This is a genomic window from Idiomarina baltica OS145, assembly GCF_000152885.1.
GTDB classification, from domain to species: Bacteria; Pseudomonadota; Gammaproteobacteria; order Enterobacterales; family Alteromonadaceae; genus Idiomarina; species Idiomarina baltica.
Map to the genome: position 1 here is coordinate 274,879 of NZ_CH672407.1, position 21,157 is coordinate 296,035.

18 protein-coding genes are annotated in these 21,157 nt (G+C 46.8%); 10 read left to right on the forward strand and 8 right to left on the reverse strand.

Annotated features, from left to right (window positions below; all coding sequences use genetic code 11):
- Positions 1–211 precede the first annotated feature (211 nt).
- The 3 genes from OS145_RS10370 (at position 212) to cfa (ending at position 2,933) form a co-directional block, all read left to right on the forward strand.
- Complete coding sequence (locus OS145_RS10370) at positions 212–550, forward strand: P-II family nitrogen regulator (RefSeq protein WP_006956391.1); 339 nt, start codon at positions 212–214, stop codon at positions 548–550.
- A gap of 16 nt (positions 551–566) precedes the next feature.
- Entirely contained in the window at positions 567–1,745 is a 1,179-nt protein-coding gene (locus OS145_RS10375) for an ammonium transporter family protein (protein ID WP_006956392.1), read from the forward strand.
- A gap of 72 nt (positions 1,746–1,817) precedes the next feature.
- The gene (gene cfa, locus OS145_RS10380) at positions 1,818–2,933 is read left to right on the forward strand and encodes a cyclopropane fatty acyl phospholipid synthase (protein ID WP_006956393.1); all 1,116 of its coding nucleotides are present in this window, start codon (positions 1,818–1,820) and stop codon (positions 2,931–2,933) included.
- On the opposite strand, the gene OS145_RS10385 is transcribed toward cfa, so the two are convergent.
- Positions 2,930–3,976: an AI-2E family transporter gene (locus OS145_RS10385; protein WP_006956394.1), complete on the reverse strand. Its 1,047-nt coding sequence runs from the start codon at positions 3,974–3,976 to the stop codon at positions 2,930–2,932. The two genes, cfa and OS145_RS10385, sit on opposite strands and share 4 nt — an antisense overlap.
- 76 nt (positions 3,977–4,052) lie before the next feature.
- On the opposite strand from OS145_RS10385, the gene OS145_RS10390 reads away from it, so the two are divergent.
- The 3 genes from OS145_RS10390 to OS145_RS10400 are packed head-to-tail and all read left to right on the forward strand — an operon-like array spanning position 4,053 to position 8,322.
- Positions 4,053–5,765: an EAL domain-containing protein gene (locus OS145_RS10390; protein ID WP_242603673.1), complete on the forward strand. Its 1,713-nt coding sequence runs from the start codon at positions 4,053–4,055 to the stop codon at positions 5,763–5,765.
- Complete coding sequence (locus OS145_RS10395; RefSeq protein ID WP_006956396.1) at positions 5,747–7,963, forward strand: GGDEF and EAL domain-containing protein; 2,217 nt, start codon at positions 5,747–5,749, stop codon at positions 7,961–7,963. Before OS145_RS10390 ends, OS145_RS10395 begins: the two co-directional genes overlap by 19 nt.
- Before the next feature lie 56 nt (positions 7,964–8,019).
- Positions 8,020–8,322: an ArsR/SmtB family transcription factor gene (locus OS145_RS10400; RefSeq protein ID WP_040488113.1), complete on the forward strand. Its 303-nt coding sequence runs from the start codon at positions 8,020–8,022 to the stop codon at positions 8,320–8,322.
- Positions 8,323–8,469: 147 nt separating this feature from the next.
- Here OS145_RS10400 and OS145_RS10405 read toward each other — a convergent pair whose 3' ends face one another.
- Positions 8,470–9,039, reverse strand: a complete 570-nt coding sequence (locus OS145_RS10405; RefSeq protein WP_006956398.1) for a gamma-glutamylcyclotransferase — start codon at positions 9,037–9,039, stop codon at positions 8,470–8,472.
- A 118-nt stretch (positions 9,040–9,157) separates the two neighbouring features.
- Between OS145_RS10405 and OS145_RS10410 the strand changes: the two genes are divergently transcribed.
- Genes OS145_RS10410 through kynU form a run of 4 tightly spaced genes read left to right on the forward strand, consistent with a single transcriptional unit; the run spans position 9,158 to position 13,034 of the window.
- Positions 9,158–9,649 carry an Mpo1 family 2-hydroxy fatty acid dioxygenase gene (locus OS145_RS10410; protein WP_006956399.1) on the forward strand — a complete coding sequence of 164 codons (492 nt, stop codon included), beginning with the start codon at positions 9,158–9,160 and terminating at the stop codon, positions 9,647–9,649.
- A complete protein-coding gene (locus OS145_RS10415) occupies positions 9,646–10,902 on the forward strand; it encodes a mechanosensitive ion channel family protein (protein WP_006956400.1) in 1,257 nt (418 codons plus the stop codon). Before OS145_RS10410 ends, OS145_RS10415 begins: the two co-directional genes overlap by 4 nt.
- A gap of 55 nt (positions 10,903–10,957) precedes the next feature.
- On the forward strand, positions 10,958–11,806 hold the full coding sequence (locus OS145_RS10420) for an alpha/beta hydrolase family protein (protein ID WP_006956401.1): 849 nt from the start codon (positions 10,958–10,960) through the stop codon (positions 11,804–11,806).
- On the forward strand, positions 11,793–13,034 hold the full coding sequence (kynU, locus tag OS145_RS10425; protein ID WP_006956402.1) for a kynureninase: 1,242 nt from the start codon (positions 11,793–11,795) through the stop codon (positions 13,032–13,034). The genes OS145_RS10420 and kynU overlap by 14 nt, the downstream gene beginning before the upstream one ends.
- On the opposite strand, the gene OS145_RS10430 is transcribed toward kynU, so the two are convergent.
- The 6 genes from OS145_RS10430 to OS145_RS10455 form a co-directional block, all read right to left on the reverse strand.
- Complete coding sequence (locus OS145_RS10430) at positions 13,020–14,624, reverse strand: amino acid ABC transporter ATP-binding/permease protein (protein WP_006956403.1); 1,605 nt, start codon at positions 14,622–14,624, stop codon at positions 13,020–13,022. The genes kynU and OS145_RS10430 overlap by 15 nt on opposite strands.
- Positions 14,617–16,251: an ABC transporter ATP-binding protein/permease gene (locus OS145_RS10435; RefSeq protein ID WP_006956404.1), complete on the reverse strand. Its 1,635-nt coding sequence runs from the start codon at positions 16,249–16,251 to the stop codon at positions 14,617–14,619. Before OS145_RS10435 ends, OS145_RS10430 begins: the two co-directional genes overlap by 8 nt.
- Before the next feature lie 6 nt (positions 16,252–16,257).
- Complete coding sequence (cydB, locus tag OS145_RS10440) at positions 16,258–17,265, reverse strand: cytochrome d ubiquinol oxidase subunit II (protein WP_006956405.1); 1,008 nt, start codon at positions 17,263–17,265, stop codon at positions 16,258–16,260.
- Between the two features lie 12 nt (positions 17,266–17,277).
- Complete coding sequence (locus OS145_RS10445; RefSeq protein ID WP_006956406.1) at positions 17,278–18,660, reverse strand: cytochrome ubiquinol oxidase subunit I; 1,383 nt, start codon at positions 18,658–18,660, stop codon at positions 17,278–17,280.
- A 143-nt stretch (positions 18,661–18,803) separates the two neighbouring features.
- Entirely contained in the window at positions 18,804–20,096 is a 1,293-nt protein-coding gene (locus tag OS145_RS10450) for a ribonuclease J (protein ID WP_006956407.1), read from the reverse strand.
- Between the two features lie 193 nt (positions 20,097–20,289).
- The gene (locus OS145_RS10455; RefSeq protein ID WP_006956408.1) at positions 20,290–21,147 is read right to left on the reverse strand and encodes a LysR family transcriptional regulator; all 858 of its coding nucleotides are present in this window, start codon (positions 21,145–21,147) and stop codon (positions 20,290–20,292) included.
- Between the last annotated feature and the right edge of the window lie 10 nt (positions 21,148–21,157).

A 21,157-nucleotide genomic window follows, 5' to 3' on the forward strand; every position in this document is an offset into this window, starting at 1 on the left:
TGTTGCATGATACAAGTATCCCTGTTGCGTAACTTCGGTTCAACTCAATTTGCTTTTGTTTAACTGCACCCTCGAAGTGCAACTGCACCATAACCATGCTTTCTTAACGAGCACCCTTCCCAAAGATATTCATAACTCTTTGTTTTAATTTGATTTAATTACTGGCACGAATCCTGTATTAACAATTTATCTACATTAACGGAGATCTGTTATGAAAATGATTACCGCTTTAATAAAGCCATTCAAATTAGACGATGTGCGACAAGCACTCGCGGATATCGGCTGTACCGGCATGACGATCGCGGAAGTACGAGGGTTTGGTCGTCAAAAAGGTCATACCGAACTCTATCGTGGTGCTGAATACCGTGTCGATTTTCTACCCAAAATTCGTCTAGAGCTTGCTGTCAGTGATGACCAACTAGAACGGGCTGTTGAGGTTATCTCTGAAGCCGCCCACACCGGCAACATCGGCGATGGCAAGATTTTCGTGACGCATCTCGAACACTGTGTACGCATTCGTACCGGTGAAGTCGACCAAGAAGCCCTGTAGATAGGAGGAATACGTGATGAATGCAGCTTCACTCGCAAGTACAGAGTACGCATTAAATACACTATATATTTTGTTGTCAGGCGCATTAGTCATGTGGATGGCAGCCGGCTTCGCAATGCTAGAAGCGGGTTTAGTGCGCAGCAAAAACACCACCGAGATACTCACTAAAAATATTGTCCTTTTTGCGCTCGCCTGTATCGCCTACCTGATAATTGGCTACACTCTCATGTATGGCGCTGGTGGTACCGACAACTTCGCCGACAATGCTGACTTTTTCTTTCAAAGTGTGTTTGTCGCTACAGCTATGTCGATTGTTTCTGGTGCAGTCGCTGAACGTATGAAATTACTGGCATTCTTTATTTTTGCCGTCGTTCTGTCAGCCTTTATTTATCCTTTTCAAGGTAGCTGGAGCTGGGGAGGCGGATTTCTGGCTGAAGCAGGCTTTGTCGACTTTGCGGGCTCGGGTATTGTTCACATGGCAGGTGCATCAGCAGCGCTTGCGGGTGTTCTATTATTAGGCGCTCGACGAGGTAAATATAAGGACGGCAAGCCGACCGCTATTCCCGGCGCTAACATGCCGTTAGCGGCGTTAGGTACATTAATTCTCTGGTTTGGGTGGTTCGGTTTTAACGGTGGCTCACAGTTGGCCATCCATGACATAGAAAATGCAAATGCAGTGGCAAAAGTATTCGTGAACACCAATACCGCAGCAGCAGCTGGGGCAATAGGTGCACTGCTCATCACTGTTTTTATTTGGCGCAAAGCGGATCTGACAATGATTGTAAACGGGGTATTGGCCGGCTTAGTCGCGATTACTGCTCAACCCTTAACACCGGAGCCCTACACCGCCGCGATTATCGGCGCAAGCGCGGGGGTACTCGTCGTCATATCAATTATCTCACTCGACCGTCTTCGTATTGATGATCCAGTCGGCGCATTGTCCGTACATGGTGTGGTAGGTTTTTATGGCTTGATGCTTGTCCCTTTGACTGATGCGAGCGCAACTTGGTCGGTTCAACTGCTCGGCGCGGCGGCGATTTTTGGTTGGACATTTGTCGCTAGTCTGGTTATCTGGTATCTGTTAAAAGTCACAGTGGGTATTCGTGTGAGCGAGGAGCAGGAGTATCTGGGCGGTGATATCAGTGAATGCGGTGTCGAAGCCTATCCAGAATTTACGGGCTCAACAAAGCGTTAGTGAATCAACGTTTGCCTGTGACCTACTCCATTGTTAAGTTAAGAAATACTTAATACGTAAGGGTTAAGTCTCATGGCATCATCAAAAGAATACTGTAGCGAACTACTCAACCGAGCCGGCATTCAAATTAACGGTTCACACCCGTGGGATATGCAGGTACACGATGACAGCATCTTTGATCAGGTGTTGTCACGTGGCAATTTAGGGCTTGGAGAGACCTATATGGCGGGGCTATGGGATGCTGAGCGTTTAGACCAGTTTTTCCATAGGTTATTACGTTCCGGCGTGCAAGATGAAGTCAATCCGGCGCGCCTAATTTTCCATTCACTGAAAAGTCGTTTATTTAATCTACAAGACGATAAGCGCGCTTGGGAAGTCGGACAAAAACATTACGATATCGGCAATAAATTATATCAAGCCATGTTGGACGAACGCATGGTGTATACCTGTGGTTACTGGCGCGACGCTGATAACCTCAACGAGGCACAACGCGATAAATTAGAGCTTAGTTGCCAAAAGCTGCAGCTCAAACCGGGTATGAGGATACTCGATATCGGTTGTGGCTGGGGCAGCTTTATGCAGTATGCAGCGGAAAACTACGGCGTTGAGTGTGTCGGTGTCACGATATCAAAAGAGCAAGTGCGCTTAGGTGAGGAGCGCTGCAAAGACCTACCTGTCGAGTTTCGTTTGCAAGACTACCGCGACCTCGACGAGTCTTTTGACCGCATCATCAGCTTGGGCATGTTTGAACATGTCGGTCAGAAGAACTATGAAGATTACATGGATGTTGCTCGGCGGTGTCTGAAAGATGATGGCTTGTTTTTACTGCACACTATTGGTAAGAACGTTTCGGATACAGCGGCTGATCCGTGGATAAGTCGTTATATCTTTCCTAACGGAGAAATCCCCTCCATCGCTCAAATCGGTGCAGCACTAGAACAACGGTTTGTTTGTGAAGATCTGCACAACTTTGGTGCCGACTACGATAAAACACTTATGGGTTGGTTCGAAAACTTCGATACGGCTTGGCCTCAACTCGAGAGTGACTACGAAAAAACATTTTATCGCATGTGGAAATATTATTTGCTGTCATGCGCAGGCGCATTTCGCGCCCGCGACATTCAACTTTGGCAGTGGATTCTCAGTAAACAAGGTATCGAAGGTGGTTACCACCGACCCTTCGTTTAAGAACCAATATTAAACTCATGCGTGAACATATCCCAAAATGCCAAAAATAGAGCCGCTATCAGCGGACCTATGACAAAACCTGTGATACCAAATAAGCTCAGCCCACCTAATGTCGAAAACAATACAACATAGTCAGGCAGTTTGGTATCACGGCCGACTAAAAGCGGTCGCAAGGCGTTATCCGCTAGGCCAATAATAATGAGTCCGTAAAGTACCAATACGATGCCCTCGAACGTAGCCCCTGTTGCTAGCAAATAGACCGATACAGGGAGCCAGACAATACCCGCACCGACGGCTGGAATGAGTGATAAAAATGCCATGACTACACCCCATAACACGGGCGCCGGAATGCCTAGCAATGCAAAAATAACACCGCCGAGCGCACCTTGAACCATCGCAACGACGATATTGCCTTTAACGGTGGCTCGAGTAACCTCCGCAAACTTCTTAAATAGCTGATGTTCTCGCTCATCGCCTAGCGGCAGTGCACGTACCATCAAGCGGATTAACTTATTACCATCACGCAATAAAAAGAAGGTCAAATAAAGCATCAACCCCAAGTTCATCACAAAGCCAAATGTATTCTGACCGACCACTAGCGCTTCTTGCGCAAAAAACTGACTCGCACTCATTGCCCATTGCGATATGCGCTCAGGGAGTGATTCTATATCAATACCCAAGCGAGCGAGTAAGTCAGGCAAAAACGGCAACCCCTTCTCAATTTTATCGACGATTTGCGCAATACTCACATCGCCGGATGACAGCTTTTGGTAAAGTTGCACGCCCTCTTGAATAAACGAGTAAGCCACCAAAAGAACAGGAATAACCACAATGACCGTAGCGATTAGCAGCGTGAGTAAGGCGGCGCGATTACTGCGTCTTCCTAGCATACGCTTCAGCCGGATCTGTAACGGATAGAAGATAACAGCAACCGCGCATGCCCAGAAAATTGACGCCCAAAATGGCTTAAGAATCAGTGCAAAAGCGATGCTCACCGCGAGCAACATAAGTAAGAATGAGCGAGTTTCCAATTTGTCTTGCATAATCGTCCCAATTGATAGAAGCTTGTGAGGTTAGCCGGTCCCATATTAGTAAATGATTTACGCTTAAGATAGTGCGATGAGCGCACACATATGGATACTCATGCACAATACATCAAACCCATACAGTTTTGCGACTTGGTGCCGAGAAACACTCGTTGAATTCACCGAACTAAATGCTGAGAAGCAGGTATTCAGCGGTTTCTTGATCGCTGTCTTAGTAACCGCATGTATCCAGTTAATTGAGTATACTGGGGGACTGCCCAGCGTTTTTGAACATTTAATTTATTTTCCACTTATATTTGCAGGCTTATTGCTTGGACCTCGTATTGGTGCTTTAGGTGGTTTCGTTACGGGGTTAATGCTCACCCCGATGTTTTTCCCCACGGAACTTAACAATCACTCCGAAGCGATAATCGATTGGCCTTTGCGGTTATTGATGCTCACGCTGCTTCCGCTTATAACTGGCCTTATTAGCCGCTCAGTTCAACAGCTCCATCATCTCGAGAATAAGGCCAAAAAGACGTTTCATGGAACAGCACTCCCCAATCACGATGCGCTACTGGAACAGATTAATGAGTGGTCAAAAGAGACCGCAGCCCCTGCAGATGCGTTAATGGATATCATAAACTTACGGTTGAAAAACATTGATAAACTTCGCAATCAAGTAGGACATCAAAAGGCCGATAAAATCGTCGCTGAACTCGCTCGACAGTTAAAAGAGGCGCTCGGTAGCTCAGCGGAAATTGGCCAGACAGCTACTAATGAGTTAGTTGGACTCCATGCCAATACAGAACATTCACGAGAAGAGTTGCAAGAGAAACTGCAAGCATTACTCAGACAGCCCATTGTTATTGACGGTAACGAATTCAGGCTAGATACATCAGCAGGTGTTCTTCGTGTTAAGCGAGAGAACGTAAAGGACAACGCCAATGTTGTCATTCATGACGCACATCAGCATGGTTATAGTGCCGCAGAGAATAACCAAGTGTTTTCATTTTTAGATCAAGATAATGACCTCGTTAATGACCAAGATGAGCCACTATCAAAACAGCTTTTATCGGCTATCGAAAACGAAAACATCAAGCTTTATTATCAGCCACGCCTCAATACCAATTCTGGCTATTTCTCTGTTCTAGAAGCCATTGTTCGATGGCGTGACAACCAACGCGGTTATTTATCACCAGAGGACTTCAAACCGCTCATCGAAGAGGCATCACTCGCCAAGCAATTTACCGGCTGGATGATTAAAACAGCTTTTAATGACGTATCTCAATGGATAAAAAAAGATTTTATTGTTCGCCTATCGCTGCATATCACTTTAAACGATATTCTTGAGCCGGCAATCTTAAACGCGGTTGCAAAATCACTTAATCAGACTAAGTTCCCAGCCTCTAGCCTCAGCTTAGAGGTGAGTGAGAGATCGCTCGTACGTATCAATGAGCAGGCTAAAGTGTATTTAAAAAAATTGCGTTCAATGGGCGTTACTGTCATTGCCGATCAGTTTGGTGAAGGTCAGCTCACACTTCAGAGTATTTTCGTCCTACCGGTTGATGCAATAAAGCTTTCTGAAAATTTAGTGCTACAGGCGACATCAAATAGTGACAAAAAGCGAACATTAATTTCAATGATCAAAATGGCACGCTCTCGTGGTCTAAAAACAATCGCAACGGGCGTCGATAATCGCGCCAAACTTTTATTACTTAAACATATTGGATGTGATGAGTTGCAAGGCTCAATCTTAAGTAAACCTACAGCTAAAGATGATATCCCATGGGCAAGAATCCGATAGAAAGAACCAGTAAAGAAAAGATCGATAGTGCACACTCTCGCTGGTTGGCTGCGTATGCGATAACAACCGCGGTGATTACCATTGTCGCGATAAGCCTATTTTACCTATTCCCATTTGATATGCAGATGTTACACATGGGCATTTTGTGCCTCGGTTTAGCCATTATCGCTGAGTCTGCATTTTTTATATGGCAAGCATTACGCGCCTCTAAGGCGACTTTCTCCGCGTTGCACCCGTCGCTAAGTCAGCTCGATGAGGGTGCCACCATCATTTATGAATTACATAAACAAAACGGCAATTTTCGACCTGCCTATGTCAGCGCCAATATATCTCATATCCTTGGTTATACGGTACAAGAAGCGTTAAGCCCCAATTGGTGGTTCGACAATGTTCATCCTGAAGATAGAGCGCTCACGCTAAGCGCTATTAGTAAAGTTGAAGCCAACAAGACGTTCGTTCATCGCTATCGTTTTCGTTCTAAGCATGGCAATTATATATGGCTACGCGACGAACTTCGCACCTTCAACGACGATGACACCAAAATTGCTGGTCAGTGGACCGACATGAGCCAAGACTTAACTTGGATGCGCGACAGCAAAGCAGTTACTCAACGTGAACTTATGGGCTTTGCCGAACTCAACGAGCACGACTGTATCGTTCGTGCCGACAATAATTTTCGTAATTTAGTGGGCCTGACCGATAGTCTGCCTAATGCTCATCATATTTTAGATTTTATTTCTCCGTTAAACAGTGATAACGAGAGCCCGCTATTAGCGACAGGCATTGAGTATTTAGTCGAGTTTAATCGACCTAGTCAACAGTCACTGCAAGGTCTGCTGAAAATCAGCGAAGATAAGCAAGGGAGCGTTCGCTTCGTCACGCTAATTGATCTGTCTGCATTCATTTTAGAGCGTCGACGACTCAAACAGATCGCCTACTTACAGCCTTTGACCGGGTTACCCAATATCGAGCAACTGAAGCTTGATCTTCAAAATGCACTTGAAACAGCAGCAGATAATGAGCTCGTTGCGGTACTTAATATCAATATTCGCGAGTTCCACAAAGTCAATGAGTCTTACGGCGTGGATGACGGCGATCGCGTATTACAACGAGTCGCGCAGCGCTTTAAACAGGCGCTTCCCGAAAACGCATTTTTGTACTGCGCATGGGGTGATGACTTTTGGGTTTTATTGTCAGGTATTAAGGAATATATGGCTTTACAAGACCTGATGGATAACTTGATGAACTCACTTAACAAGCCAATTTTAATTGAACAGCACAAACAAATAAAAGCGTCCGCTAATATTGGTGCATGTACTTATCCCTTAGATGGTTTAACAGCAGCCGAGTTGCTCTCGTATGCCAGTTCCGCATTGCAACGCGCACGTCGACAAACGAGCGCATGCCAAGTTATTTTTAACCAGGAAATGGCAAGTGACTCACAGTCACAACTATTGGTGAAGCAACAGTTGCATGATGCCATAGAAGCGTCACAATTCGAGATTTACTATCAACCGATGTGTGATTCAAGTCTGCAAGCGCAGGGGTACGAGGCTCTGTTAAGATGGAATCACGAAGAGGAAGGTGTGATTGCAGCCGCCAATTTTCTTCCACTTTGCGACACAGTGACCAAACAAAAACTTGGCACCTGGGCTATTCAACGTATTATCGACGACCTTCCATCGATTCCAGTGAATGCTGAGGGTAAACGTAATATCGCTGTCAACGTATTCGCAGAACAGTTAGATGATGCGTTCGTTTCAGATATGGTTCAATTCTCGCATCAGTTGTCTGAAACAAACACACATTTTTGTTTCGAACTGAAAGAAGCATCGTTGATAGATCCATCTGATGAGCTTCGGCAAACATTGAGCCGGCTGACTGAAGCAGGTTTCTCGCTGATTATTGATGACTTTGGCGCAGGCTTTGCAGGACTGACTTATTTGCGAGAGTTTCCGATTTCTGCGATTAAAGTCGAACATGACTTTATTAAAAAGCTCGATAACGAACGTGGTTATGCCATCGTGGACGGAATTGTTGAGCTCTCTCATCGCGCCGGAATAAAAGTACACGCTCTGGGCGTCGAGTCCGAGCAACAATTGAAACAAGCAAGAGCCCTAAAATTTGACTTATACCAAGGTCGATACATTCATCCCGCTAAACCTTTAAATGAACTCGTTGATAATATAAATAACTAGCGCAAGCATTCGTGTTTGCTATTATTGAGCGCGTTCATCCTGATGGTATTAAAGTTATGAATCCGGAAACATTAAAGACTTCCTCTCAAGAGGCTGCGAAAGTGATGCAGTTGCTATCTCACCCCGATCGCTTGCTCATTCTATGTTTACTCAGCGAAAAAGAGTACTCAGTGGGCGAAATTGAAAAGCAACTAGATATTCATCAACCCATGTTATCGCAACATTTAAATCGTTTGCGTCAACAATCATTAGTCGCTACGCGTCGAGAAGGTAAGTACATTTATTACCAACTTTGCGATGGTAATACAAAGACCATTATGGAACTCCTCTACCGCCTTTATTGTCCAACGGACAGTTAACAAACGTAGGTAAGAGCATAATGGCCAATCGAGATCGCGTTTATCAAGTATCAGCCAATCGAGAATCTGCAAGTCACAAGCTTCGTTATATCGAAAGGTCGGCGCCAGAACAAGGTGATTGCCGTTTGTGCGCCAGCATTCCGAGTGCTAAGTCGCCTGTAGCATCTCGAGATGATAGCGAATGCCTTCAACGTGAGGATCTTTAACTCCCAGCTGACGAAGTCCATCTGAAAGCTTAAGTAGGTACTCACTATTGTCCCCGCTTGGGCCTCGACTTTTAGCAATATGTGTCGCGATTTCATCAAGTGGCGCTTCGCCTAAGAAGGCCGCATTGTCGCTACTAGCGATATATACAAGACCATCCTCTTGACTACCGTCTTGAAATTGCATGGGTGTAAAAAAGCGGAGATAGCCATTTTTCTCTCGATGATCTAAGTGTTCGAAAACGGCAGGCGATACTCGATAAGCCATGCCTGTACAGGTCTCTCCCGGCGTTTCAATTAACGTGAGTACACGACCGGGTGATTCGGGCGTACCACGGTGATCGTGTGAACCTTGCCAAAACCGGCGACTCCAGCCCGAAATGGTAGCAGGCTTACGTTCGATATATGGGAAATCAACCTTGTAGATTAAGGAGCCATAACCGAACAACCAAACAGATTCGAATGTTGATAAATCTTGGCGTTGCTTATTAATTAAACTCGTATCGTGAGACATCTAGTACTCCTTTCAGATACATCCTGATAAGGCAAAGTCTAACAAGCTTTTGTAATTGACAGTAGCTTGGCTTCGTTGCACTCTTATTCGCATTCAATACGATTAAAAAGGTCACTCTATGAGCCGTTCACTTGTCGATCACTTAGCACAGTACGCAAAGTATCATCGTGATCCGCGCAATATACTGACTCACCTCATTGGTATTCCACTAATTGTGGTCGCTATATTAACCTTACTGAGCCGCCCAGAGTTTAGTGTTGGCTATCTTCTACTGACACCCGCCAACTTAGTCGTATTCATTGCGGTGGTATTTTATATACGTCTCGACATTCCCCTTGGACTGCTCATGACAGTCCTTTTGTGGTTAGCGTTGTCAGTAAGTCGCGAACTTGCCGCCTTACCCACCACAGCGTGGTTAATATTTGGTATTGCATTATTCATCATCGGTTGGGTTTTCCAATTTATTGGCCATTACTTTGAAGGTAAAAAACCTGCTTTTGTCGATGACATAATGGGCCTTGCCATTGGTCCACTGTTCGTTGTGACTGAAATTATTTTCGTTTTAGGTTTACGTAAACAACTGAAAAATGAGGTTGAAAAACGTCAGTGAATTACCCGGATTGGTTTATTGAGTGGGCCGACGGACGCCCTTATGCCTATACTCTGAGTGCCTGCATTCTGCTTGCTCTTGCTGTTTGGCTTGCACAGTTTTTTACTAAACACATTCTTTTACGTGGTGTCGCTCGTCTATTATCACGCACCGAGTTAGGACGCGATCCAAGCGTGGGTCTTAAAAAGATTATCAGCCGACTTTCTCAAGTGGTTCCTGCGTTACTACTAACAGCCGGTATTCATTGGATTCCAGAGTTATCCGATACCGTCATTACCATCGTCCAAAATGTCGCTGTCGCTTATATCGTGCTCACCATTGCTCGTGCCTTTAGTGCAGCAATGAGCAGTGTAAATGAGATTTATAGCCGCCGTCCCGATGCGCATTTAAAACCCATTAAGGGTTATTTACAAATCGCCACTATCGCGGTTTATTTAATTGCGGCCATTCTTATTATCGCAGCATTAATTGATAAGTCACCGGTTATTCTATTATCCGGTATCGGTGCGATGGGTGCGGTAACCATGTTGGTTTTTCAGGACACTATCCTTTCATTTGTTGCGAGTATTCAGCTATCGTCAAATGACATGATCCGCGTCGGTGACTGGATTGAAATGCCGCAGTTAAATGCTGATGGTGACGTCATCGACATGGCACTACACACGGTAAGAGTGCAGAACTGGGATAAAACAATTACCACCATTCCTACCAAGCGCCTCATTTCTGAATCATTTAAGAACTGGCGCGGCATGCAAGAGGCCGGTGGTCGTCGTATCAAGCGCAGTCTATTTATCGACCAAACCAGCATTGGCTTTTTGAGCGATGAAGATAAGACCCGCCTTCGCAAATTCAAAATACTGAGTCAATATCTCAACGAAAAAGAACAAGATATTAAACAGTGGAATGAACAATTAGTGAGTGAGGGACATGACCCCATTAATAGCCGTAATGTCACTAATATTGGTACGTTTCGAGCTTATGTGCAAAAGTATCTGCAAAGCCATCCGCAAATCCACCAGGATATGACGTTAATGGTTAGACAACTCAGTCCCACCGCACAAGGCTTACCCTTAGAGATTTATTGTTTCACCAATACAATTGCCTGGGTTGAATATGAGGGCATCCAAGCGGATATTTTTGACCATCTATTAGCTATCTTACCGGCATTTGGTCTGAATGTTTTCCAAGAGACCTCTGGTCAGGATCTGCGTTCCAGTATTCGTGAGTTTGGGCGTCAGTCGTTGCAGTCTTAACAGCAAAGTTGTATGGTTTTTGCAACACAATTCGATATAAAAGCAAAAGCCATACATGAAAGCATATTTCACTCGGTATCCCGTTGTTTTATTGACCGCTTGTATACTCTCGCTGTCTGTTGCAGCAAAAGAAAAAGTCGTAATGCCTGTCTCGTATTCGACAATTACTGAACTTCCGTACGCTGAAGCAGACTCCGTATTGAAGTATGGCGACCACGATAGTCAGTTTATAGAAGTATGGAGACCATCTGAACCCAGCCAAGGTAACCTCGTGTTTATTCATGGCGGATGTTGGTTAAGCGATTACGATATTAGACACGCACGCCCGTTTATGTCAGCCCTCAGTAAGCTGGGCTATCAAGTATTTGGCGTTGAATATCGGCGCGTGGGTAATGGCGGCGGCTGGCCAACCAGTTACCAAGATATCAGTTCAGCCATTCAACATATCCTTGAGAAACCCAACGTTACCGCGCCAAATACCGCCATTTTGGGTCATTCTGCGGGCGGCCACCTCGCCTTACTTGCCGCAACGGATAATCAGCTACCTCACCCGTTCTCAGCGATTATCGGATTGGCCGCTATCAGTAATATCGAACAATATAGTCAGGGTAGCAATAGTTGTGAAACGGTGACCGAACACTTTATGGGAGGCTCGTTGCAAGAACGTACTACCGAATACCGTGCGGCGAATCCAATCGAGCACGCTTTTTTGAATCCCGTTTATTTACTGCATGGCGCCGACGACCCGATTGTCGATCCAAACCAGTCAAAAGCACTGACCGACCGAGCGCAGTCAATATACATACAAAAAAGGGCTGGGCACTTTGATTGGCTACACCCGGATACTGTCGCATTTACCCGCGTAGAAAAATTACTTAAGGATGTATTTAATGAATCAGATTGATTATGCGCGACTTGATCGTGACGATCCCTTAGCCCATAAACGTGAAATCTTTGAGCTACCTAATGATACGATATATTTCGATGGTAACTCACTAGGCGCGTTACCCAAAATAGTCGCACAGACAGTCAATGAAACTACACGCGAGCAATGGGGAAATGACCTAATTAAGAGCTGGAATCAGCACGATTGGGTCAACTTACCCACCATCGTTGGTGCCAAGATTGCCCATTTGATTGGCGCACAAAGTAACGAGGTCATTTGTTGCGACTCTATCTCAGTCAATCTATTTAAGGTTATCTGTGCTGCGATTAATGCCGTTGGAAGTGAGAAGCGACGCGTTATTTTATCGACTCGCGATAACTTTCCGACCGATTTATACATGGTCCAAGGTGTTGAATCGTTTTTGGGTCAGCAACGCTGTGAACTCAAGCTGGTTGACGAAGCTGAGCTCGTCGACGCTGTTGATGAACGTACCGTTGCGGTTCTAGCAACCGAGGTCAACTTTAGAACAGGCCGTCGACTTGATTTGCAACAGCTCAGTCAAGCGGCTCATGCCCAGGGTGCTTTAATGATAGCCGATTTAGCCCATAGCGCCGGCGTCATGCCGATCCAGCTGAGTCAATGGCAAGTCGACTATGCCGTTGGTTGTACATACAAATATCTAAACGCGGGTCCTGGTGCTCCTGCGTTCGTTTATGTCAGTCAGCGTCACCATGCAAAACTCAAACAACCGCTACAAGGCTGGTTTGGGCACCTTAACCCATTTGCTTTTGAGCCCGAGTATCAAAGCGCTAAAGGCATTCGACAAATGTTAGTGGGTACGCCCCCCGTCATCTCAATGCAAGCAGTAAACGCTGCACTCGAATGCTTTAATGATGTTTCTCTAGCGCAGGTGCGTGCAAAATCAATGCAGCTGACTCACACTTTTCAACAGAGCTTAGCCGCTCAGGATTGGTCATCCGACTTTGAACTCATTTCACCGTCGCATGCCGAACAGCGTGGCAGCCAACTGAGTTATGCTCATCCAAATGCCTATGAGATTTGCCAGGCACTGATTGAACGCGGTGTCATTGCTGACTTCAGAGCACCTAATTATATCCGTTTCGGCTTTGCGCCATTGTATAATCAATTCCAAGAAGTTGAACGCGCAATAGCAATACTGGCAGATATTATGTCAACCGAAGCCTATCGGGATCCGCGTTGGCAAACGCGCTCAACAGTGACCTAATTCAATAACCGTGTGTCTATCATGAGTTCGTACCGATGCGGGCACATGATGACTTGCTACCAAAACGATAGATTGGGGCAACTCATTCATCAGCCGCTCGGTAATTCGAGCGGCTAGGTCCACTTCTAAGCCAGAAAAGGGTTCATCCAAAATCACCAGTGGCGCGTCTTTAAGCAATGCACGAGCAAGCGCCAAACGTCGATATTGCCCACCCGATAAGCGAATCCCAAGCTCACCGATACGACTATTTAACTGCTCCGGCATTTGCTGAATACGCTCGGCTAACTCAACCCACTCCAACACTTTCCAAATGCGCTCCTCATCCAGTTGGCGTCCCAGGGTGAGGTTGTTAAACACGGTATCATCGAGTATGTCAGTGTGCTGAGTAAGGTAATTAAATTCCGATAATTTCGGTACTGCGATCTTACCTGAAAAGTTCGCGTACATACCTGCCGTTGCATTTAGAAGTGTTGACTTCCCCTCGCCCGATGGGGCGGATAACCATACCCATTCGCCCGCAACAGCTTCGAGGCTTATAGGTGAAAACAGTTGGCGTGACTGTCGATACACGGTGACATTATCCCACCGTAGCGAGGCATCCACGGACTCAACGACTTTCGCCTTTGCTGAACTATTGGTTTGTTCTGCCAATAAGCGACGACTAGCTAGAGCAGTACGTCCATAATTTTGCCATTGTTGAGGTAATTCAAGTAACAACTCCTGCCAAGCTAACGCGGCAAGCAATAACATGACCACCTCCGCACTACTGACCTGAGCGTTTGGGTCAATGAACAACTGAATAGCCACCCAATAGATACCTATAACCGCTCCATGTGTCAGCCACTCAAGTAATAGCTTAATCTTGCGAGCGCGGCGTTGTTCAAACTGAAAGGCACGCTCAGTTTCTCGAGAATAATATGTAATACGTTCGCTTTGCTTATCAAACTGTTTCCACGCCATGACTTCTTCTAGTGACTCAGTGAGTGCCATTCCACGGGCGCGTATACGGTGTTGATACTTCTCAACCTTTACCGCTTGTATTAGCGAGTAGTGTGCTAGTCGAGATATCAACCAGTAGGCGCCCAGCCCTGTAATCACTACAATTCCAGCAAGCGCCCAGTGATAAAAACTAAACCAAAAGATAAAACATAAGCTAACGGCCGCTACCGCAAAGGCTGGCATAGCCAGTCTAAGCCAAAGATTATCCATTGCTTCTATATGGCGAGTCAGACCTTGAATCGCCTGCGCGACTCGAAAACGTGCTAAGCCTTCATAGGCGTGCCGTTGAAAACGTTTGAACCAAGCGATACGCCAACGCGCTTGTATTTTCAACACCAAGTCATGATTAACTAAACGTTCAACATAACGCGCGACCGTTCTCGTCACGGCGAAAAAGCGAATACCAGAACCCGGTGCATAAATGTTCACCGTAACAAATATCGCGGAAGCCGTAATAAACCAGCCTGATAAAGCCAAAAGTCCAATGCCACAAACGACGGTGAGTAACGCCAACTTGAACCCGAGCCACCACTGCCAGCGATGTGCGTTAAAAGCCCGAAACCAAGGCTTAAATACCGCAGGCTTAGACATACGAACCTCCCCCATCGAGCTCGATACGATGATCGGCCAACGCGATGAGTGCTTCATCATGACTGGCAACAATCACCGTCCGCCCAGATTTACATAAGTCACCCAGTTCGCGTCTAATCACATCCGCGGATTCGTTATCCAAGTTTTCTGTCGGCTCGTCTAAAATGATCAAGGGGTATGAGCTCAGTAAACAACGTGCCAAAGCTAACCGTCGTTGCTCACCACCGGACAAACCTGCCCCACGCTCACCTAGCATCGTATCTAACCCCGAAGCGGCAACAGCAATGGCTTTATCAAGACCGACCCGCCGCAATACGGGTTGCGGGTCAACGGATGGGTCATCACTGTACAAAAACAAGTTAGTGCGAATGCTCGCGGGTAGTAGAAAGGGTTGTTGCGAAAAGTAGGCAATCGGTTGGTCACTATCGTTCGCGCGTAACACGGTACCTTGATAACTTTGAAGTCCAAGAAGAGCTCGTAAGAGTGTGCTCTTTCCCGAGCCAGAGGGGCCAGAGATGACCGTCAGAGCCCCTTTCGGGAACGTAAAGTCGGGGTAAGGTAATCGGGCGTTGGGCGTAATAGTCACCTGCAGGTTTTGGGTTGCCAAGCAGTGCGCCGGAGCAGTCATTGCTACATCCGCCTGCACGTCTTGCGGGTTGTTTTCAGTTAATAAGGTCGCGGCGCCCATGGCTGCCGCACGATCGTGATAAGTTTGCGCGAACTGTCGAAGCGGAGCAAAATATTCAGGGGCCAGCATAAGCACGAGCAGCCCACTAAATAACGTGAGTTCATCAGCACCTAGCCAATTAATGTAGCCAAGCAAACCAAAACCAACGTATAGCGCCACCGCCGCGATGGCCACACTCGAGAAAAACTCCAACACGGCAGAAGATAAAAACGCTAGCTTGAGCGTTTTCATGTTCGCGCGCCGATAATCCTCCCCGGCTTGCGCAATCGTATTATTGGCAAACTGTAAGCCATTAAATAGTTTGATACTTGTCGCGTTCTTAAGCATGCTGGTGAATACTCGACTTAGCGCGACACTGCTTTGTGCATGCTTTTGACTGACTCGCTCTGCCCCTATACCAACAAGCGCCATAAATAGAGGAATGATAGGCCCGGAAATAAGCAGCAACACACCCACAACGGGATTCAGCCAAAAGCAGACAACCAAAATCATCAGTGGGCTTAACACAGTCAGATACTGTTGCACAAAGTAACGCTCATAATAGCCACGTAACTGCTCAACGGTATCGATAAGCATCGACCCATCACCGCGATCAATACTTTGTCCTTGTCGACACTGACTCTGCCATCGCCGCAGTAGTCTTTGTCGTGCATGGTGCAGCGCCAGACCCGCTGCTTCACTTTGCCAAAGTTCACGCCGCCAACCCATGATGGCGCGCGCACAAGTAGCGAAAGCCAACAACAACCAATACAGTGTCAGATCGCTGAGCGGCTCTTTCAGCACCAGCAGTCGATGGGCTAACTGAGCGACCACATACAATTGCAGGATCACACTGGATGTTTGTAAAACACCGAAAAGCAGCGCTCGACGAGTCGAGCGCTGCGCAACAGTTTGGATTTGTTTAAGATAGTTCGCTGCAGAGCGAAAGTTATCACTCATTGGTTCTTAGTGATAACCCTGATCGGCTTTTACCTTGCCGCGAAATACCCAGTAAGTCCAAGCGGTGTAAACAAGCACAATGGGGATTACGAACAGCAAACCTAACAGCAGGAATAGCTGTGACTCATGGGCCGACGCTGCTTGGCTTAATGTATAGTTAGGCGGTACCACATAAGGCCACTTGCTCGCCAATAGGCCTAAGTAAGTGAAAATAAACATTCCCATGGTGGCAATAAAGGGGGTTCCCTCACGCTTGGCTTGAATCGAGCGATATAACCAAAACGCACAAGCCAACGCTAAAATCGGCAGTAGCCAAATCGGCGTGATGTGTGAGAACCAACGCTCTGAAACGAACGGGTCAACAAAGGGAGTCCAGATACTGATGATGGCAAAAATCAGCAGTACCGCCGCCAGTAGCGGCTTCACTAAACGATAGGCCCATTGTTGAGTCGAACCCTCAGATTTCATCACTAACCAAGTTGCCCCCAGTAGCGCATACCCCGCGACCAGTCCAAGCCCCGTCAACACGGTAAACGGTGACAGCCAGTCTAATGCTCCACCGACATAGCGCATATTTTCAGTTTCGAAGCCTTGGATATAAGCGCCTACAACAGCGCCCTGTGCAAACGCCGCAACTGTTGAGCCGATCGCAAAGGCCCAGTTCCAAAGATAACGCGATGTATGTGCTTTGAAGCGGAACTCAAAGGCAACGCCGCGAAAAATAAGCCCGGCGAGCAATAGGAAAACGCCGATGTAGAGCGCCGGCAAGAAAATACTGTAAACCAGCGGAAAGGCAGCCAATAAACCCGCGCCGCCTAACACCAACCAGGTCTCATTGCCATCCCATACAGGTGCCACGGAGTTCATCATAATGTCGCGGTCATGTTCACTGGGAGCGAACATAAACAGTATGCCTTGGCCTAAATCGAAGCCATCCATCAACACATACATGATGACACCGAAGGCAATTATCGCAGCCCAGACGTAAGTCAAATCAAAAATGGGTTCACTCATGATAGGTGCTCCTTAATCAAAGTCGGCTTCTGCAGCAGAAAGTGGACGTTTAGCACGATGCTTCTCGTCGTCGTGCTGCTCGGCAGCTTCAGTACCTGCACGGATAACGCGTGTCAGATAATAAGCACCCGCCGCGAATACACAGGCGTACACTGCGATATAGCCAATCAAGGTGAACAATGCCATCCCCCCCGTTAACGACGGTGTTAGTGCTTCGGCTTGGGTCATCTGACCGTACACAAGATAAGGCGCTCGTCCCACCTCGGTTACAAACCAACCCGACAGCACTGCGACGAACGGCGCCAGCGACATTAATCGCAATCCTTGCAAGAACCAACGATTACGTGCGTAAGCCTTATTTTTACGCAAAATGAGACCGGTAATGGCGAATAACACCATGAGTACGCCCATCGCAACCATTATTCGGAAAGACCAGAAAACAACCGGCACGTTAGGTTGTTGATCTCTCGGCATTTCTTTAATGCCGGGCACTTCACCGTCCCACTCGTGAGTCAAGATCAAGCTCGCCATGCTGGGAATACCCACTTCAAAGTGGTTTTTCTGAGCCTCTTGATCAGGGATCGCAAATAAAAGCAGGGGCACATTCTTTTGTGTTTCCCAGTTCGCCTCCATCGCGGCCACCTTGGTCGGCTGATGTTTTAGTGTATTGAGACCATGCATGTCACCGACAAAGATTTGCAACGGCGCAATTATCAGTAACAGCCATAACGTCATTGAGAGGGCTTTACGGTGCAGCTCGGTATCACGTTTTTCAATAATAAACCAAGCACTCACGCCAGCAACAACAAAACCACCGGTTAGAAAGGAAGCTAACGCCATGTGGCTGAAACGATACCAAAACGAGTCATTAAAAATGGCGGCTGACCAATCAATGACATGATAAAAGCCATCACGCATTTCAACGCCCGCAGGTGTTTGCATCCAGCTATTGGCCGACAAGATCCAAAAACTAGAAATAAAGGTGCCGATAGACACCATCAGCGCAGCAAAAAAGTGAACACCGTTCGGTACCTTACCGCGACCGAACAAAAGCACCCCAAGAAACGCCGCTTCTAAGAAGAACGCTGTCACCACCTCGTAGCTCAATATCGGGCCTAAAAAGTTGGATGTCGCGAGCGCGAAGTTACTCCAGTTCGTACCGAACTGAAAAGACATAACAATACCGGATACCACACCCATACCAAAAACCACAGCGAACACTTGGGTCCAGAAGGCACCTAAGCGCTCCCACTTCGGGTTGTTAGTTTTGAATGCAAGACCATAGATGAGTGCAATATATGATGCCAAACCGATAGTGAACACGGGGAATATGGCATGAAATGACACGACAAACGCGAATTGAATTCGCGAAAGCACGAGGGGGTCAAGATCCATAATACGATCTCCTTAGCCAATGACGTTATAAGTCAAGTTACTAACCTTAATTGAAAGGTTACTACATATTTTTTAACACGCTTCTTGTTGCTCTGTCGTGCGGTCAATTTGATGCATATCAATATGCTTATAAATATAATATATTAATCGCGAGCTAGCGCAATTCGCCCCGCTTTTACTGCGTTTCGGCGGACACTCGGCTGTAATCCAATTCTAAATAAATCACCATTCATACCCGTAAGCGTCATCCTCACGCCCGCTTTTTTGGCGACTTCAGCATGCGCTTTCATATGGTCGGGTTCGCCATGCGTGGGTATCACCATACGCGGCTTCACCCACTGGTACAGTTGTTTAAGCTCTTCTTGATTAGGATGGCCCGAAGCGTGCAGTATGCGGTCACTTTGTTCGGCATGCACGACCTCTATTCGACGCGCTTGAAACTTATTCGTGAGGCGTTGAATATCAAGCTCATTACCTGGAATAATAATAGCGCTCATGATGACTTTGTCACCTTTATCCAGCACTAAGTGAGGATGACTATCGTCGGCTAAACGATTGAGTGCTGCTCTAGATTCACCCTGGCAGCCTGTCGCCACAACTAACACTTCTCGTGCTGGTAAATAACCAACATGCGTATGGTCAATGAGCTCAATATGCTCGGGCCATAATCCAAATTGGCGTGCCAGACCTACATTTCTCTCTAAGGAACGTCCAAGCACTGCCAAATAGCGACCCGAAGCTTCAGCCACCCGAGCTAACGTGATTAGACGTGCGATGTTACTGCTAAAGCAGCCGACAACAACGCGCCCTTGTGCTTCGTTCACCTCGGCTAACAGCCCGTCATGGCAATCCGCTTCAGAAGTCGACCACCCTGGTTTTAAGGCGTTGGTAGAATCACCTACAACGGCATCAATGCCTGTTAATCCAAGTCGTTGAAACACGCCGCTGTCAAAGCCGGCTGAGGTAATTGGTTGTGCATCGATCTTCCAGTCTCCGGTGTGTAATACGCGAGCAGCAGGTGTTTCGATAACCACACCAAATGGTTCAGGGAGCGAATGGGTAAACCGTATCCAAGTCACACTAAATGGACCGATTTGAACGGTTTCCCCGTCATTGACCTCGATAATGGAGACCAGTTCAGCAAATGCGGTGTAGGCTAATTTTTTGCGCAGAACAGCAGCTGTATAAGGTGTGGTGTAGATTGGTTTTTGCCAGCGCAGCCATAAATCTTCTATAGCGCCAATGTGGTCTTCGTGAGCGTGGGTAATAATGATCGCTTCGAGTTCGTCTTTATTATCTGTAATGAAGCGAGGGTCGGCACAGACGACTTCGTGCTTTAGGCTATTGGGCTTTGCAGGGTTAAGCGGTTCATCAAAGGAGACACCACAGTCGATCATCAACCAGCGACCGGCATGACCGTAAAGGTTCATGTTCATGCCGATCTCACCTGTCCCGCCAAGGGGTAGGAACCACATGTCGACTTCGCTTGGATACAACGTGAGTCTCCTCTAACTTACTGTGTAAGCGTTAGATATGCGAAACTAGTAACGTTGATGCTACTCCTTTTGGATTACTTTTACATCTTCATTCAGAGATTAAATCGTGCTGTGATGTCAATCAAATACAACACTACACTTGCTTAAACCAATCCTCTATCACATTCATTACTAAACGTGTCTTTGCCGGGATACTCTCTTTCACCGGTAGGACTGCATAAACACCGTATTCCACACCTTCCCAATCGGGTAGTAAGCGGACGAGTTCACCGTTTTGTAACTGAGGCTTCACTTCGGGTTCTGGCAACAGTGCAAATCCAACGCCGTCGCACGTCAATTGAACCGTTGTTTGCATATTGTCGACTTGGATACGCGGTGCTGGCAGCGGCAAGTCATAGGTATTTGAAAAATGTGCAATAAAGGTCTCCGCTTGTAAATCCTCAAGACTGCTAACCCTGCGTTTGGCGAGCTCATGAGTGCTTGCGACACAAGGCACTAAATGCCAATTAATTAAATGATGGGAGTACAAGGAGGAGTCGGGTAATGGCCCAATACGAATTGCGAGATCCACGCCTGCAGTCACTAAATCAATCGGTTCATCCGTCATTGATAACTTAAACTGCATGTCTGGAAACTGCTCAGTTAGCTGTCGTAGAGGCTCGCTCAGTAAGCCGCCCCCGAACCCCACAGGTGCCATGATTTTCATCACCCCCGCCGGCGTTTGCGTCAGCTGCTCCATACGCTCTTGATTTTTCGCAGCAATACTCAAAATGTCCAGACATGACTGATAAAACACTTCACCGGCTTCGGTGAGCGTCATAACCCGCGTGTTACGGTGAAATAACGCCAGGCCATTATCCTTTTCAAGCTTCCTAAGTTGTTGACTGACAGCAGAAACGGTCATATGCAGCTCACTCGCGGCTGCACTCATACTCTTTAACTCGACGGTACGAGTAAACGCCTTCATCGACCGAATCATCTTCGGATTCATAGCTTAAGCA

Coding starts and splice junctions, on each gene's coding strand:
- OS145_RS10370 (WP_006956391.1), top strand. CDS start 212: ATGAAAATGATTACCGCTTTAATAAAGCCATTCAAATTAGACGATGTG.
- OS145_RS10375 (WP_006956392.1), top strand. CDS start 567: ATGAATGCAGCTTCACTCGCAAGTACAGAGTACGCATTAAATACACTA.
- cfa (WP_006956393.1), top strand. CDS start 1,818: ATGGCATCATCAAAAGAATACTGTAGCGAACTACTCAACCGAGCCGGC.
- OS145_RS10385 (WP_006956394.1), bottom strand. CDS start 3,976: ATGCAAGACAAATTGGAAACTCGCTCATTCTTACTTATGTTGCTCGCG.
- OS145_RS10390 (WP_242603673.1), top strand. CDS start 4,053: ATGAGCGCACACATATGGATACTCATGCACAATACATCAAACCCATAC.
- OS145_RS10395 (WP_006956396.1), top strand. CDS start 5,747: ATGGGCAAGAATCCGATAGAAAGAACCAGTAAAGAAAAGATCGATAGT.
- OS145_RS10400 (WP_040488113.1), top strand. CDS start 8,020: ATGAATCCGGAAACATTAAAGACTTCCTCTCAAGAGGCTGCGAAAGTG.
- OS145_RS10405 (WP_006956398.1), bottom strand. CDS start 9,039: ATGTCTCACGATACGAGTTTAATTAATAAGCAACGCCAAGATTTATCA.
- OS145_RS10410 (WP_006956399.1), top strand. CDS start 9,158: ATGAGCCGTTCACTTGTCGATCACTTAGCACAGTACGCAAAGTATCAT.
- OS145_RS10420 (WP_006956401.1), top strand. CDS start 10,958: ATGAAAGCATATTTCACTCGGTATCCCGTTGTTTTATTGACCGCTTGT.
- kynU (WP_006956402.1), top strand. CDS start 11,793: ATGAATCAGATTGATTATGCGCGACTTGATCGTGACGATCCCTTAGCC.
- OS145_RS10430 (WP_006956403.1), bottom strand. CDS start 14,624: ATGTCTAAGCCTGCGGTATTTAAGCCTTGGTTTCGGGCTTTTAACGCA.
- OS145_RS10435 (WP_006956404.1), bottom strand. CDS start 16,251: ATGAGTGATAACTTTCGCTCTGCAGCGAACTATCTTAAACAAATCCAA.
- cydB (WP_006956405.1), bottom strand. CDS start 17,265: ATGAGTGAACCCATTTTTGATTTGACTTACGTCTGGGCTGCGATAATT.
- OS145_RS10445 (WP_006956406.1), bottom strand. CDS start 18,660: ATGGATCTTGACCCCCTCGTGCTTTCGCGAATTCAATTCGCGTTTGTC.
- OS145_RS10450 (WP_006956407.1), bottom strand. CDS start 20,096: ATGAACATGAACCTTTACGGTCATGCCGGTCGCTGGTTGATGATCGAC.
- OS145_RS10455 (WP_006956408.1), bottom strand. CDS start 21,147: ATGAATCCGAAGATGATTCGGTCGATGAAGGCGTTTACTCGTACCGTC.